Raw genomic sequence first — 13,476 nt, 5'->3', positions numbered from 1 at the left:
CATCCCCCTCAGGCGGCCCAGGCCCACAGCGCGTAGGTCAGGAGACCCGCGACGCCGAGAAGCATGACGAAGGCGTAGTGATAGACGTAGCCGGACTGCAGGCGCCCGGCGCCCTTGCCCACCTGGACCGACAGCGCCGAGACGCCGTCCGGGCCCAGCCCGTCGATGATCTTCTGGTCCCCGCCCTTCCAGAACAGGTCCCCCAGCAGCTTCGCCGCGCGGACGAACGTCGCCTGGTAGATCTCGTCGAAGAACCACTTGTTGTAGAAGAAGGTGTAGAGCAGCCCGTTGTTGGCCGCGAGCTTCGCGCCCAGGCCCTCACGCCAGATGTACATGTAGGCCGCGACCAGCAGGCCGCCCACCGACACCACGATGGGCGCCAGGACCACCCAAAGCGGGAAGTCGTGGCCGCCGGCGTGCTCGGCCGGCGCGTTGAAGATGGCGCCCTTCCAGAACTCGGCGTTGTGATCGCCGATGAACTGATGATGGAAGGCGAAGCCCGCGGCGATGGCGCCCACCGACAGGACGAGCAGCGGGATGCGCATGGTCCAGGGGCTCTCGTGCGGCTGGTGATCCCCATGGCCGTGAGCGTGGCCATGATCGTCATGCGCTTCCGGGAGCGGCTCGGAGTGCGTCTCGTGCTGGGCGGCCGTGGCATGGTCGTCGTGACCATGACCGTGGTCGCGGTTGTGCCAGTGGTGCTCCAGGTCTTCCGGGGTCCAGCGGGCGTGGCCGTTGAACGTGAAGAACGCGACGCGCCAGGAGTAGAAGGCGGTCAGACCGGCCACCAGGATGCCGATGGCGAAGGCGAAATAGCCCATCGGGTGGCCCGCCCCGCCGGCCGAATAGGCGGCGTGGATTATGGCGTCCTTCGAGTAGAAGCCGGCGAAGCCCAAGTCGAGGAACGGAATGCCCAGGCCCGTGATGGCGATCGTGCCGATGGTCATCACCGCATAGGTGATCGGCAGGTACTTCTGCAGGGCGCCGTAGCGGCGCATGTCCTGCTCGTGCGCCATGCCGTGGATCACCGAGCCGGCGCCCAGGAACAGGAGGGCCTTGAAGAAGGCGTGCGTGAACAGGTGGAACATCGCCGCCTGATAGGCGCCCACGCCCGCGGCGAAGAACATGTAGCCCAGCTGCGAGCAGGTCGAATAGGCGATGACCCGCTTGATGTCGTTCTGCGTCAGGCCGACCGTCGCGGCGAACAGGGCTGTGACCGCGCCAATCACCGTGACGATGTTCTTGGCCACCGGGGCGTACTCGAACATCGGCGACAGCAGGCAGACCATGTAGACGCCGGCGGTCACCATGGTGGCCGCGTGGATCAGGGCCGACACCGGCGTCGGGCCTTCCATGGCGTCCGGCAGCCAGGTGTGCAGGAAGAACTGCGCCGACTTGCCCATGGCGCCCACGAACAGCAGCGCGCACGACAGGTCGATCAGCGAGAACCGGCCGCCCGCGAAGTCCCAGCCCTGGCCCAGGGCGCCCTGGATCATCGGGAACAGCTTGGCGAACTCGATGGTCCCGAAGGCCCAGTAGACCGTCATGATCCCCAGGGCGAAACCGAAGTCGCCCACCCGGTTGACCACGAAGGCCTTGATCGAGGCGGCGTTGGCCGTGGCCTTGTGGTGCCAGAAGCCGATCAGCAGGTACGAGGCCAGGCCCACCCCTTCCCAGCCGAAGAACAGCTGCATGAAGTCGGCCGCGCTGATCAGGCTCAGCATGGCGAAGGTGAACAGCGACAGGTAGGCGAAGAACCGCGGCTTGGCCGGGTCGTCCGCCATGTAGCCCCACGAATAGAGGTGCACGAGCGAGGAGACGGTGGTCACCACCACCAGCATCACCGCCGACAGGCCGTCGAGGCGGAACGCCCAGTTGGAGACGAACTCGCCCACGTGAATGAACGGGGCGTAGGTGACCGTGAACGGCTCCAGCCCGCCCCAGGTCCACTGGCTGAACACCACCCACGACAGGACGGCCGACAGGAACAGGAAGCCGGTGGTGACGCTCATCGACGCCTTGTCGCCGATGAACTTGCCGAACAGGCCCGCGACGACCGCGCCGATCAGCGGGCCGAACAGGATGATGGTGACGAGGGCTTGGGGATCCACTTGCGCTTAGCCCTTCATCATCGAGGCGTCGTCCACGGCGATGTCGCCGCGGTTGCGGAAGAAGGTGACCAGGATGGCCAGGCCCACGGCGGCCTCGGCGGCTGCCACGGTGAGTACGAACATGGCGAAGATCTGCCCGGTGAGGTTCCCGAGGTACGCCGAGAAGGCCACCAGGTTGATGTTCACGGCGAGCAGGATCAGCTCGATCGACATCAGGATGACGATGATGTTCTTGCGGTTCACGAAGATCCCGAAGACCCCGATGGTGAACAGGATCGCGGCGACCGCGAGGTAGTGCGCGAGGCCGATGATCATCCCTCGATCCCTTCGCCCGACTTGGGGTTCACGAGCTTCATGCCGGTCTTCGGCGTGCGCAGGACCTGGTCCATGATCACCTGCCGCTTCACGCCGGGCTTGTGGCGCAGGGTCAGGACGATCGCGCCGATCATCGCCACCAGCAGCACCAGGCCGGCGGCCTGGAAGAAGTAGATGTAGTCCGTGTAGAGTACCCGCCCGATCGCCTCGGCGTTCGAGAGGGTGGAGCCCTCGCCCGACGCCATCGGCGTGAGGCTGTCCTTGGCCGCGCCCTGGCTCGACACCGTGGTCGCCACCAGCACCATCTCCGCCGTCAGGAACGCGGCAATGAGCAGGCCCAGCGGCATGTAGCGGGCGAACCCCTGCCGCAGCGAGGCGAAGTCCACGTCCAGCATCATCACCACGAACAGGAACAGCACCGCGACGGCGCCCACGTAGACCACCACCAGCAGCATCGCCAGGAACTCCGCGCCCAGAAGCACGAAGAGCCCCGCCGCCGAGAAGAAGGCCAGGATCAGCCACAGCACCGAGTGCACCGGATTGCGGGCCGAAACCACGCAGAATCCGGCGGCCACGGTCACCGCCGCCATGAGGTAGAATGCGATCGCCTGCAGGGCCATTGGGCCTTCGTCTAACCCCTCAATCAACTCTTCCGGTCGTCATCCCCGGGCTCGTCCCGAGAATCCAGAAGAACCGACCGGGATCGGTGTTTCTGGGTGGCCGGGACACGCCCGGCCATGACGTTTCAAACGCTGCTGAATCGCGCCGCGGTCTTAGCGGTACGGCGCGTCCAGTTCCAGATTCTTCGCGATCTCGCGTTCCCATCGGTCGCCGTTATCCAGCAGGCGCTCCTTGTCGTAGTAGAGCTCCTCCCGGGTCTCGACGGCGAACTCCAGGTTCGGTCCCTCGACGATGGCGTCCACCGGGCAGGCCTCCTGGCACAGGCCGCAGTAGATGCACTTCACCATGTCGATGTCGTAGCGGGTGGTCCGGCGGCTGCCGTCGGCGCGCGGCTCGGCCTCGATGGTGATCGCCTGGGCCGGGCAGACGGCCTCGCACAGCTTGCAGGCGATGCAGCGCTCTTCCCCGTTGGGGTAGCGGCGCAGCGCATGCTCGCCGCGGAAGCGCGGGCTCTGCGGGTTCCGCTCGTGCGGGTACTGCACGGTCTTCTTCGGCGCGATCATGTACTTCATGCCGAGCCCGAAGGCGCCGACGAAGTCCATCAGCGCCGCGCCCTTCAGGGCCTGTCCGATCCGGTTCAGCATCAGTTCTTCTCGCAGGCGTAGTCGTCCAGGTACTGGACGTCGCCGTTCTTCTGGAGCTTCAGGGTCCCGCCCTTGGCCGCGCAGGCTTCCTGCGCCGCCTTCAGGTCGTCGTAGGTCGCGATGCCCCCGCTCTTGCCGAAGCCCGCGCCGCCGGCGCAGGCGCTGAGCGACACGAGGGCCAGGATCGCGACAACCGGCTTCATTGCCCCGCCCCCGGCAGGCCCGTGTAGACCCGCCAGCCCGCCACCACGGCCACGGCCACCAGCGAGGTGGGCAGGAACACCTTCCAGCCCAGCCGCATCAGCTGGTCGTAGCGGTAGCGCGGCACGATGGAGCGCACCATCGCGTTCATGAAGAACACGAAGAAGGTCTTCATGGCGTAGAAGAACAGGCCGTGCAGGCCCACCAGCCACGCGGGCCAGGCGGCCAGGTACGGCGCCGGCCAGGGCGCATTCCAGCCGCCCAGGAACAGCACCGCCATCAGGCCGCTCATCAGGACGATGTTGGCGGTCTCGGCCAGGTAGAACAGCATGTACGGCGTCGAGCCGTATTCCACCGCATAGCCCGCCACGAGCTCGGACTCGGCTTCCGGCAGGTCGAAGGGCGGCCGGTTGGTTTCGGCCAGGCCCGAGATGAAGAAGATCACGCCCATCGGGAACATGATCACGATCAGCGGCAGGTTCTGGAGGCCGCCGCCGAACATGTACCAGTTCCAGAACCCGCCGGCCTGCGCCTCGGTGATCTGGTTCAGGTTCATGGTCCCGGCCAGCAGGATCACCGTGATGATCACGAAGCCGATCGAGACCTCGTAGGAGACCATCTGCGCCGCCGACCGCAGCGAGCCCAGGAACGGGTACTTCGAGTTCGAGGCCCACCCGCCCATGATGATGCCGTAGACGCCCATCGAGCTCACGGCGAACAGGTAGAGGATGCCGACGTTGATGTCCGACACCGCCCAGCCGGGCGCGATCGGCATCACCGCCCAGGCGCCCAGCGCCAGGGTCACGCTGATCAGCGGCGCCAGCAGATAGACCGCCTTGTCCGCGCCCGCCGGGATCACCAGCTCCTTGATCAGGAACTTGCCCAGGTCGGCGAAGGACTGCAGCAGGCCGAACGGGCCCACCACGTTCGGACCCTTCCGCGCCTGGACGCCCGCGAAGATCTTGCGGTCGCCATAGATGATGAAGGCGATGGTCAGCAGCAGGACGACGGTGACCGCCAGGATGTGGGCCACCGTGATGATGGTCCAGCCGACGGGGGTGCTCCAGAATTCCATCGGCCCCTACTCCGCGGCGATCTTGGCCGCGCCCGAGGCGAGCGAGGCGCATTCGGCCATCGTCGTGCTGGCGCGCGCGATGGGATTGGACAGGTAGAAACTCTTCAGCCCGCTCCGGAACGGGGTGTCCGACAGCTCGCCCTTCGCGCCCAGGGCCGCGAAGTCCATCGCCGCCGGGGTCGCCGGCACATAGTCGATGCGGCCGAAAGTCGGGTGTTCCTCGAACAGCCGGGCCCGCAGCTCGTCCAGGCTGTCGTACGGCAGCTTGGCGCCCAGGCGTTCGCTGAGCGCCCGCAGGATCGCCCAGTCCTCCTTCGCCTCGCCCTTCGGGAACACGGCGCGGAAGCCCATCTGCACCCGGCCCTCGGTGTTGACGTAGAGGCCGTTCTTCTCGGTGTAGGCGGCGCCCGGCAGGATCACGTCCGCGCGGTGCGCGCCCGCATCGCCGTGGGTGCCGAGGTAGACGACGAACGCGTCGGTCTTCGACAGGTCCATCTCGTCGGCGCCCAGCAGGAACAGCACGTCCGCCCCGCCCGTCTGCACCAGCTCGCCGGCCGTCTTGCCGCCCGCGGAGGGCGTGAAGCCCAGGTCCAGGCCGCCGACCCGGCTCGCGGCCGTGTGCAGCACGTTCCAGGTCATGCCGAAGGTCTTCGCGACCCCGGCGGCCGCCTGCAGCACCGCCGCGCCGTCGGCCCGCGCCAGGGCGCCCGCGCCGACGATGATCGCCGGGGCCTTGGCCTCCTTCAGCGCCTGCACGAACGGCGCCTTCGACTTCGCAAAGCCCGTCAGCGCCGCCTCGCCCGTGCCCAGGTGAGCGTAGTCGTAGGTCAGGTCGACCGCCTCGCCGATCATGGCGATGCGCACCGCTCCGGCCAGCCAGCGCTTGCGGATCCGGGCGTTCAGGACCGGCGCCTCCAGGCGCGGATTGGTCCCGACCATCAGGATAAAGTCAGCGTCCTCAAGGCCTTGCAGCGAAGAGTTGAACAGCCAGCTCTCGCGCTGCCCGCCGCCCAGCGCCATGCCGTCCTGGCGGCAGTCCAGGCTCTTCACGCCCATCCCGCCGAACAGGTCCTTGGCGGCCTTCATGGACTCCGCGTCCTGCAGGTCGCCGGCGATCACGCCGATCCGATCCGGGCTGGTCGCCTGCACCTTGGCCGCCACGGCGTCGAACGCCTCGGCCCAGGTGGCCGGCCGCAACTTGCCGTTCTCGCGGATGAAGGGCCGGTCCAGCCGCTGGCGGGAAAGCCCGTCCACGGCATAGCGCGTCTTGTCCGAGATCCACTCCTCGTTGACCGCCTCGTGGGTGCGCGGCAGCACGCGCAGCACCGCCGGCCCCCGGGCGTCCACCCGGATCGCCGAGCCGATGGCATCCATCACGTCGACGCTCTCGGTCTTCTTGAGTTCCCACGGCCGGGCGTTGAACGCATACGGCTTGGACGTCAGGGCGCCCACCGGGCACAGGTCGATCACATTGGCCGACAGCTCCGAGGCCACGGCCTTGTCTAGATACGTCGTGATCTCCACGTCCTCGCCGCGGCTGATCAGGCCGATCTCCGGCACGCCGGCCACTTCGGTGATGAAGCGGACGCAGCGGGTGCACTGGATGCAGCGGGTCATGACCGTCTTGATCAACGGCCCCATGTACTTCTCTTCGACGGCCCGCTTGTTCTCGGCATAGCGGCTCTCGTCGCGGCCATAGCCCATGGCCTGGTCCTGCAGGTCGCACTCGCCGCCCTGATCGCAGATCGGGCAGTCCAGCGGGTGGTTGATCAGCAGGAATTCCATCACCCCGTGGCGCGCCTTCCGCACCATCGGCGTGTCGGTGAAGATCTCCATGTTCTCGGCGGCCGGCAGCGCGCAGCTGGCCTGCGGCTTCGGCGGGCCGGGCTTCACCTCGACCAGGCACATGCGGCAGTTGCCGGCGATGCTCAGCCGCTCGTGGTAGCAGAACCGCGGAATTTCCTTACCGGCGAGCTCGGCCACCTGCAGGACGTTCATCCCGGCTTCGAACTCGACCTCGACCCCGTCGACCTTGGCGATAGGCATGCCGTTACTCCGCCGCGATCGAGGCGCCGGCGTACGAGCCCTTGCGCGCGCGGTATTGGGTGATGCGGTCTTCCACCTCGTGGCGGAAGTGGCGGAACAGGCCCTGGATCGGCCACGCGGCCGCGTCGCCCAGGCCGCAGATCGTGTGGCCCTCGACCTGGCTGGCCACGTCCAGCAGCAGGTCGATCTCGGACATCTCGGCCTCGCCGGTGACCATCCGCTCCATGACCCGCCACATCCAGCCGGTGCCTTCGCGGCACGGCGTGCACTGGCCGCAGCTCTCGTGCTTGTAGAAATAGGCCGCCCGCGCGATGGCCTTCACCAGGTCCGCGTCCTTGTCGAACACGATCATGGTGCCGGTGCCCAGGCCCGAGCCCCGCGCCTGCAGGTCCTCGTAGGTCATCACGGCATCTTCGCACTGATCCGCCGGGATCATGCGCACCGAGATGCCGCCCGGGATCACGGCCTTCAGGTTGCCCCAGCCGCCGCGCACGCCGCCGAAGTGGTCCTCGATCAGTTGCTTGACGCTGATGCCCACCGCGTCCTCGACGACGCAGGGCTTGTTCAGGTGGCCCGAGCCCGCAAACAGCTTGGTGCCGGTCGACTTCTCGGTGCCGAAGCCCGCGAACCAGTCGGCGCCGCGGCGCAGGATGGTGCCCACGACCGAGATCGTCTCGACGTTGTTGACCGTGGTCGGGCAGCCGTAGATGCCGGCGCCGGCCGGGAACGGCGGCTTCAGCCGCGGCTGGCCCTTCTTGCCCTCGAAGCTCTCCATCAGGGCGGTCTCGTCGCCGCAGATGTAGGCCCCGCCCCCGTGCTGCACGCGGACGTCCACGTCGTAACCGAGGATCGAGCCCGGCCCGAGCAGCTTGGCCTCATAGGCTTGGCGGATGGCCGCCAGCAGGCGCTCGCGCTCGTGCACGTACTCGCCGCGGATATAGATGTAGGCCGTGTGCGAACGCATCGCCCGGCAGGCGATCACGCAGCCCTCGATCAGGAGGTGCGGATCGTTCCGCAGGATGTCGCGGTCCTTGCACGCGCCCGGCTCGGACTCGTCGGCGTTGACCAGCAGGTAGTGCGGACGCTCGCTCTCCTGTTTGGGCATGAAGGTCCACTTCAGGCCCGTGGCGAAGCCCGCCCCGCCCCGGCCGCGCAGGCCGCTGGCCTTGATCTGGTCGCAGATCCACTCGGGCGTCTGGGCCACGATGTCGGCGGTGCCGTTCCACGCGCCGCGCGCCCTCGCCCCCTCCAGGCCCCAGTCGCGCTGGCCGTAGAGGTTGAGGAAGATGCGGTCCTTGTCGGCGAGGATGCCCGCCATCACGCCTTCTCCTTCGCCGGCTTGCCGGCCTTGGGCGGCAGGTTCGGGATCTTGATCTTCTTGCCCAGCGAGCCGTCGAACAGCTTGGGGTCGGTCAGGGTGATGTTGCCGCCCTCCGGGGCCGAGCCCTGGCGGCCGATCATCGAACCCGGCTTGGGCTTCTTGCCCGCCGCGAACTCGTCCAGCAGCTTCTCGAAGCTCTCCGGCGTAAGGTCCTCGTAGTAGTAGTCGTTGATCGCCGCCATCGGGGCGTTGGCGCACGCCCCCAGGCACTCGACTTCCTGCCAGTAGAACTTGCCGTCGGCCGAGCGATGGTTCTGCGGCCCGATCTTGCGCTTGCAGACCTCCATCAGCGCCTCGGACCCGCGCGTCTGGCAGGGCGTGGTGCCGCACACCTGCACCAGCGCGTGCGTGCCCACCGGCTCCAGCATGAACATGGTGTAGAAGGTCGCCACCTCCAGCACCCGGATCACCGGCACGCCCAGCAGTTCGGCGACCGCGCGGATGGCGGGCTCGCTGACCCAGCCTTCCTGCTTCTGGACCAGCCACAGGATCGGCACCATGGCCGACTGGTGCCGGCCGGCCGGGAAGTTGGCCATCCAGGCCTTGGCGGCCTTCAGCGTCGCCGGCGTGAACTCGAAGCTGGCGGGCTGGTTAGGGCTGAGACGACGGACGCTCACGCGGGCCTCACTTACGGAAATCCACGCGGGCGATCTTGCCGCCGGCGATGGTGTAGATGGCGATCACCTGGAAGGTCTCTCCGCCCGGCGAACGGCTGACGTGCTCGTGGTCGATCACCGTGTTCCCCACCGCGATGCGGTTGAGGAGCTCGGCCCGGTTCTGCGGGAAATCGGCGAACACCTGGACGTACTTGGCGCGATAGGCCGCGATGCCCTCGATGTTCACCGCCCCGTTCAGGTCCGCCACCACCACGTCGTCGGCGAAGAAGGCGCAGTGGGCGTCCAGGTCCTGGGCGTTGTAGGCGTCGAACTGGCCCTGGACCAGGTCGACGGGGCTGAGCTGGGTGGTGGCGCTCACCGGTCGATCTCTCCGAACACGATGTCCAGCGAGCCGAGGATGGCGGACACGTCGGCCAGCATGTGGCCGCGGTTCATCCAGTCCATCGCCTGCAGGTGGGGATAGCCCGGCGCGCGGATCTTGGCCCGATAGGGCTTGTTGGTGCCGTCGCTCACCAGATAGACGCCGAACTCGCCCTTGGGCGCCTCGACCGCGGCATAGACCTCGCCCGGCGGGGTCCGGTAGCCCTCGGTGAACAGCTTGAAGTGGTGGATCAGCGCTTCCATCGACCGCTTCATCTCGCCCCGGCGCGGCGCGGCGATCTTGTTGTCGTCGATCAGCACCGGTCCCGGCGTCTTCAGCAGCCGCTCGCAGCACTGCTTCATGATCTTCGTGGACTCGCGCATCTCCTGCATCCGGCAGAGATAGCGGTCGTAGCAGTCGCCGTTCACGCCCAGCGGAACGTCGAACTCCATCTCGTCATAGGCCGCATAGGGCTGGCTGCGGCGCAGGTCCCAGGCGATCCCCGAGCCGCGCACCATCACGCCGGAGAACGAGCGGGCGATCGCCTCTTCCTTGGTCACCACGCCGATGTCGACGTTGCGCTGCTTGAAGATGCGGTTGCCCGTGATCAGGCCTTCGATGTCGTCGCAGATCCGCGGGAAGCCGTCGCACCAGTCCAGGATGTCCCGCACCAGCGCTTCCGGCAGGTCCTGCCGCACGCCGCCGACGCGATAGTAGTTGGCGTGCATCCGCGCGCCCGAGGCCCGCTCGTAGAACACCATCAGCTGCTCGCGGGGCTCGAAGCCCCACAGCGGCGGCGTCAGGGCGCCCACGTCCATCGCCTGGGTCGTGACGTTCAGCAGGTGGTTCAGGATCCGGCCGATCTCGTCGTACAGCGTGCGGATCAGCTGCGCCCGATACGGCGCCTCGATCTGCAGCAGCTTCTCGATCGCCAGGCAGTAGGCGTGCTCCTGGTTCATGGGCGCCACGTAGTCGAGGCGGTCCATGTACGGGATCGTCTGCTGATAGGGCCTGGCCTCCATCAGCTTCTCGGTGCCCCGGTGCAGCAGGCCGATGTGCGGGTCCACCCGTTCCACCACCTCGCCGTCCAGCTCCAGCACCAGGCGCAGCACGCCGTGGGCCGCCGGGTGCTGCGGGCCGAAGTTGATGTTGAACTTCCGGACCGGGGTCTCGGGGACCTTCGGGTCGTGGAAGTAGTCGGTGGATTGGGCGGGAGCGTTGTCGCCGGTCATGACTTGCTCTTCTCCCCCCCTGACTTCTCATCCCCCGGCAGGAGGGCCGCGAAACCCTTCTCCGCACCTTCCCAGGGCGAGAGGAAGTCCCAGTTGCGCCACTCGACGGACTTAACGGGCTCATAGACCACCCGCTTCAGCTCCTCGTCGTAGCGGACCTCGACGTAGCCGGTCATCGGGAAGTCCTTCCGCAGCGGATGGCCGTGGAAGCCATAGTCGGTCAGGATCCGGCGCAGGTCCGGGTGTCCGTCGAAGAAGATGCCGTACATGTCGAACGCCTCGCGCTCGTACCAGTCGGCCGCCGAAAACACGCCCACCACCGACGGCACGGCGGTGTCTTCGTCCGTCTGCACCTTGATCCGCACGCGGCGGTTCTTGGTCATCGACAGCAGGTGGTAGACCACGTCGAAGCGCTTCTCGCGCTCGGGATAGTCCACCCCGCACAGGTCGATCAGCTGGTGGAACCCTTGTGCGTCGCGCAGGTAGGTTAGCGCTTCGACGATCCGGGCCGCCGGCGCCGTCAGCGTCAGCTCGCCATAGGCCACCTCGGCGCCAGTCACGACGCCCTTGGCCTCCTTCAGGATCGCCTTGCCCAGCGCCCCGAGGTCCGATTCCGAAACCGGCCAGCTCATCGGATGATGGTCCCCGTCCGGCGGATCTTCTTCTGCAGCTGCAGCACGCCGTAGACCAGCGCCTCGGCGGTCGGCGGGCAGCCGGGCACGTACACGTCCACCGGCACGATCCGGTCGCAGCCGCGGACGGTCGAATAGCTGAAATAGTAGTAGCCGCCGCCGTTGGCGCAGCTGCCCATCGAGATCACGTACCGCGGCTCGGGCATCTGGTCGTAGACCTTGCGCAGGGCCGGAGCCATCTTGTTCACCAGCGTGCCGGCGACGATCATCACGTCGCTCTGGCGCGGGCTGGCGCGCGGGGCGAAGCCGTAGCGCTCCAGGTCGTAGCGCGGCATGGACGCCTGCATCATCTCGACCGCGCAGCACGCCAGGCCGAAGGTCATCCACATCAGCGAGCCGGTGCGCGCCCAGGTGATCAGGTCGTCGACGCCGGCGGTCACGAAGCCCTTGTCGGCCAGACGCTGCGAGACGCCGTCGAAGAACGGGTCGTGCTTCTGCGGGTCGTAGCCCTCGACCGTGCTGCGGCCGGCGGAGAGGGCCGGGACGGCTGAATTGGGGGGAACGATCACTCCCATTCCAGGGCTCCCTTCTTCCATTCGTAGATGAACCCGACGGTCAGCACGCCCAGGAAGGTCATCATCGACCAGAAGGCGTACTTCGCCACGTCCGGCGGCAGCTTCATCAGCGACACGGCCCACGGGAACAGGAACGCGACTTCCAGGTCGAAGATGATGAACAGGATCGACACCAGATAGAACCGCACGTCGAACTTCATCCGCGCGTCGTCGAAGGCGTTGAAGCCGCACTCGTAGGACGACAGCTTTTCCGGGTCCGGCGCCCTCGGCGCGAGCACGGTAGCGGCCAGGATGAAGACAATGCCCAGCACCGCCGCGATCCCCAGGAAGATCACGATGGGCAGGTACTCTTTGAAATAGGCTTCCATGGAGTCTCCGGCGGGAGTCGCGGCGCCCTTCTAGACCGATCATCCGGGCGTTTCAAACTGCCCTTGTGCGACGCGAAATGACGCTGGTTCCAACGCTTGCGAATGCGTCGCAAAGTCTGGGAGCGGCCCGGTTTTCCACTGCGATCGCGGCCCGCGCGCCAAATGCCGCGCACTTGTCCGTTGACACGATTCCGACCCGCCCATATGAGAGCCGCCTTCCGCAAGACCAGACGGTCCTGCGCGGGTGTAGCTCAGTTGGTTAGAGCGCCGGCCTGTCACGCCGGAGGTCGCGGGTTCGAGCCCCGTCACTCGCGCCACTTGCGGGGGAAACTCCCCTCTCGTCACAGTTTCTACCGGGCGCGGGCCCGGCCCCGTATGCGGACGCGTGGCGCCTTTGCGGAGCGGCCGGGCGCCCCCGCATCAACCCCTACGGGAAATCCCATAGGTAAACGGCCCGGATTTCGGCCGACCCCGCCCCCGTGGTTCAACATGGTTAACGAATTCGAGCCCGGGCGACGCCAGCGCGATCCGCCCCGGGGCTCAGCCAGAACGGGAGATCGGTGATGCAAGTCCTCGTCGTTGAAAGCCAAGCCGCCGCCGCCAAGAGCCTGGAGCTCCTGCTGACCGCCGAAGGCCACACCGTCTATGCGACGGACAGTGGCGAGGAGGCCTGCGACCTGGCCCGGATCTACGACTACGACGCCATCTTCCTGGCAGCCGAGCTCGAGGACATGACGGGTGTCCAGACCCTGCGGGCCCTGCGGGCGCGCAAGGTCCCTGCCCCGGTGATCATGCTGGGCGACGACGGCATCGAGGGCCGGGTCGAGGCGCTGGCCTGCGGCGCGGACGACGTGGTCGCCAAGCCCTTCCACCAGGCCGAGCTGCTGGCCCGCCTGACCGCCGTCGTCCGGCGCTCGCGCGGCCACACCGACTCGGTGCTGCGGACAGGCCCCATTGCGCTCAACCTGGCGACGCGCCGGGCCGAGGTGGCCGGCCAGCCGATCCACCTCACGCCCAGCGAGTACAAGATGCTGGAGCTGTTCTCCTTGCGGAAGAACACCGCCCTCTCCAAGGAACAGTGCCTCAACCACCTCTACAACGGCATGTCCGAGCCTGAGCCCAAGATCATCGACGTCTTCGTCTGCAAGCTGCGCAAGAAGATCGCCGCGGCCACCGGCGGCGACGCCCAGATCGAGACCGTCTGGGGCGGCGGCTACATGCTCCGCGACCAGCCCGAACAGCGCCTCGCCGCGTAAAGCCTATCCGGCAAGCCCGCATGGCGCGTCAGCGCCGATAA

15 protein-coding genes and 1 tRNA gene are annotated in these 13,476 nt (G+C 67.4%); 2 read left to right on the top strand and 14 right to left on the bottom strand.

Annotated elements, in window-relative coordinates:
• Positions 1-8 precede the first annotated feature (8 nt).
• The 14 genes from nuoL to A2790_RS15510 form a co-directional block, all read right to left on the bottom strand.
• Positions 9-2,111 carry an NADH-quinone oxidoreductase subunit L gene (gene nuoL, locus A2790_RS15575; protein WP_293393422.1) on the bottom strand — a complete coding sequence of 701 codons (2,103 nt, stop codon included), beginning with the start codon at positions 2,109-2,111 and terminating at the stop codon, positions 9-11.
• A 6-nt stretch (positions 2,112-2,117) separates the two neighbouring features.
• A complete protein-coding gene (nuoK, locus tag A2790_RS15570) occupies positions 2,118-2,423 on the bottom strand; it encodes an NADH-quinone oxidoreductase subunit NuoK (RefSeq protein WP_156467060.1) in 306 nt (101 codons plus the stop codon).
• Positions 2,423-3,046 carry an NADH-quinone oxidoreductase subunit J gene (locus A2790_RS15565; protein ID WP_293393420.1) on the bottom strand — a complete coding sequence of 208 codons (624 nt, stop codon included), beginning with the start codon at positions 3,044-3,046 and terminating at the stop codon, positions 2,423-2,425. Before A2790_RS15565 ends, nuoK begins: the two co-directional genes overlap by 1 nt.
• 153 nt (positions 3,047-3,199) lie before the next feature.
• Entirely contained in the window at positions 3,200-3,691 is a 492-nt protein-coding gene (nuoI, locus tag A2790_RS15560) for an NADH-quinone oxidoreductase subunit NuoI (protein ID WP_293393418.1), read from the bottom strand.
• Entirely contained in the window at positions 3,691-3,894 is a 204-nt protein-coding gene (locus tag A2790_RS15555) for a hypothetical protein (protein ID WP_293393416.1), read from the bottom strand. The genes nuoI and A2790_RS15555 overlap by 1 nt, the downstream gene beginning before the upstream one ends.
• On the bottom strand, positions 3,891-4,967 hold the full coding sequence (gene nuoH / locus A2790_RS15550; protein ID WP_293393414.1) for an NADH-quinone oxidoreductase subunit NuoH: 1,077 nt from the start codon (positions 4,965-4,967) through the stop codon (positions 3,891-3,893). The genes A2790_RS15555 and nuoH overlap by 4 nt, the downstream gene beginning before the upstream one ends.
• A gap of 6 nt (positions 4,968-4,973) precedes the next feature.
• Positions 4,974-7,013: an NADH-quinone oxidoreductase subunit NuoG gene (gene nuoG, locus A2790_RS15545; RefSeq protein ID WP_293393412.1), complete on the bottom strand. Its 2,040-nt coding sequence runs from the start codon at positions 7,011-7,013 to the stop codon at positions 4,974-4,976.
• A gap of 4 nt (positions 7,014-7,017) precedes the next feature.
• A complete protein-coding gene (gene nuoF, locus A2790_RS15540) occupies positions 7,018-8,331 on the bottom strand; it encodes an NADH-quinone oxidoreductase subunit NuoF (RefSeq protein WP_293393410.1) in 1,314 nt (437 codons plus the stop codon).
• Positions 8,331-9,011, bottom strand: coding sequence for an NADH-quinone oxidoreductase subunit NuoE (gene nuoE / locus A2790_RS15535; RefSeq protein WP_293393408.1), 681 nt, complete (start codon positions 9,009-9,011; stop codon positions 8,331-8,333). The genes nuoF and nuoE overlap by 1 nt, the downstream gene beginning before the upstream one ends.
• Positions 9,012-9,018: 7 nt before the next feature.
• Entirely contained in the window at positions 9,019-9,369 is a 351-nt protein-coding gene (locus A2790_RS15530) for a nuclear transport factor 2 family protein (RefSeq protein WP_293393406.1), read from the bottom strand.
• Positions 9,366-10,604 (bottom strand): NADH-quinone oxidoreductase subunit D, encoded by a 1,239-nt coding sequence (locus tag A2790_RS15525; RefSeq protein WP_293393404.1) that lies wholly within the window; start codon positions 10,602-10,604, stop codon positions 9,366-9,368. The genes A2790_RS15530 and A2790_RS15525 overlap by 4 nt, the downstream gene beginning before the upstream one ends.
• The gene (locus tag A2790_RS15520; RefSeq protein ID WP_293393402.1) at positions 10,601-11,236 is read right to left on the bottom strand and encodes an NADH-quinone oxidoreductase subunit C; all 636 of its coding nucleotides are present in this window, start codon (positions 11,234-11,236) and stop codon (positions 10,601-10,603) included. The genes A2790_RS15525 and A2790_RS15520 overlap by 4 nt, the downstream gene beginning before the upstream one ends.
• The gene (locus tag A2790_RS15515) at positions 11,233-11,832 is read right to left on the bottom strand and encodes an NADH-quinone oxidoreductase subunit B (RefSeq protein WP_197422496.1); all 600 of its coding nucleotides are present in this window, start codon (positions 11,830-11,832) and stop codon (positions 11,233-11,235) included. Before A2790_RS15515 ends, A2790_RS15520 begins: the two co-directional genes overlap by 4 nt.
• Positions 11,802-12,179 (bottom strand): NADH-quinone oxidoreductase subunit A, encoded by a 378-nt coding sequence (locus A2790_RS15510; protein ID WP_293393398.1) that lies wholly within the window; start codon positions 12,177-12,179, stop codon positions 11,802-11,804. The genes A2790_RS15515 and A2790_RS15510 overlap by 31 nt, the downstream gene beginning before the upstream one ends.
• A gap of 240 nt (positions 12,180-12,419) precedes the next feature.
• Between A2790_RS15510 and A2790_RS15505 the strand changes: the two genes are divergently transcribed.
• Positions 12,420-12,496 (top strand) — tRNA-Asp (locus A2790_RS15505).
• Positions 12,497-12,742: 246 nt separating this feature from the next.
• The gene (locus tag A2790_RS15500; protein WP_293393396.1) at positions 12,743-13,435 is read left to right on the top strand and encodes a response regulator transcription factor; all 693 of its coding nucleotides are present in this window, start codon (positions 12,743-12,745) and stop codon (positions 13,433-13,435) included.
• Positions 13,436-13,476 lie beyond the last annotated feature (41 nt).

This window comes from Phenylobacterium sp. RIFCSPHIGHO2_01_FULL_69_31 (assembly GCF_001824475.1).
In the GTDB taxonomy this organism is placed as follows: Bacteria; Pseudomonadota; Alphaproteobacteria; order Caulobacterales; family Caulobacteraceae; genus Phenylobacterium.
The sequence above is the reverse complement of the archived record's forward strand: the minus strand, read 5'-3'. Positions and strand labels throughout refer to the sequence as shown.

What these genes read in the sequence shown, in the direction of transcription:
- A2790_RS15565 (WP_293393420.1), bottom strand. Translation starts at nt 3,046, where the DNA reads ATGGCCCTGCAGGCGATCGCATTCTACCTCATGGCGGCGGTGACCGTG.
- nuoI (WP_293393418.1), bottom strand. Translation starts at nt 3,691, where the DNA reads ATGCTGAACCGGATCGGACAGGCCCTGAAGGGCGCGGCGCTGATGGAC.
- A2790_RS15555 (WP_293393416.1), bottom strand. Translation starts at nt 3,894, where the DNA reads ATGAAGCCGGTTGTCGCGATCCTGGCCCTCGTGTCGCTCAGCGCCTGC.
- nuoH (WP_293393414.1), bottom strand. Translation starts at nt 4,967, where the DNA reads ATGGAATTCTGGAGCACCCCCGTCGGCTGGACCATCATCACGGTGGCC.
- nuoG (WP_293393412.1), bottom strand. Translation starts at nt 7,013, where the DNA reads ATGCCTATCGCCAAGGTCGACGGGGTCGAGGTCGAGTTCGAAGCCGGG.
- nuoF (WP_293393410.1), bottom strand. Translation starts at nt 8,331, where the DNA reads ATGGCGGGCATCCTCGCCGACAAGGACCGCATCTTCCTCAACCTCTAC.
- A2790_RS15525 (WP_293393404.1), bottom strand. Translation starts at nt 10,604, where the DNA reads ATGACCGGCGACAACGCTCCCGCCCAATCCACCGACTACTTCCACGAC.
- A2790_RS15520 (WP_293393402.1), bottom strand. Translation starts at nt 11,236, where the DNA reads ATGAGCTGGCCGGTTTCGGAATCGGACCTCGGGGCGCTGGGCAAGGCG.
- A2790_RS15515 (WP_197422496.1), bottom strand. Translation starts at nt 11,832, where the DNA reads ATGGAAGAAGGGAGCCCTGGAATGGGAGTGATCGTTCCCCCCAATTCA.
- A2790_RS15510 (WP_293393398.1), bottom strand. Translation starts at nt 12,179, where the DNA reads ATGGAAGCCTATTTCAAAGAGTACCTGCCCATCGTGATCTTCCTGGGG.
- A2790_RS15500 (WP_293393396.1), top strand. Translation starts at nt 12,743, where the DNA reads ATGCAAGTCCTCGTCGTTGAAAGCCAAGCCGCCGCCGCCAAGAGCCTG.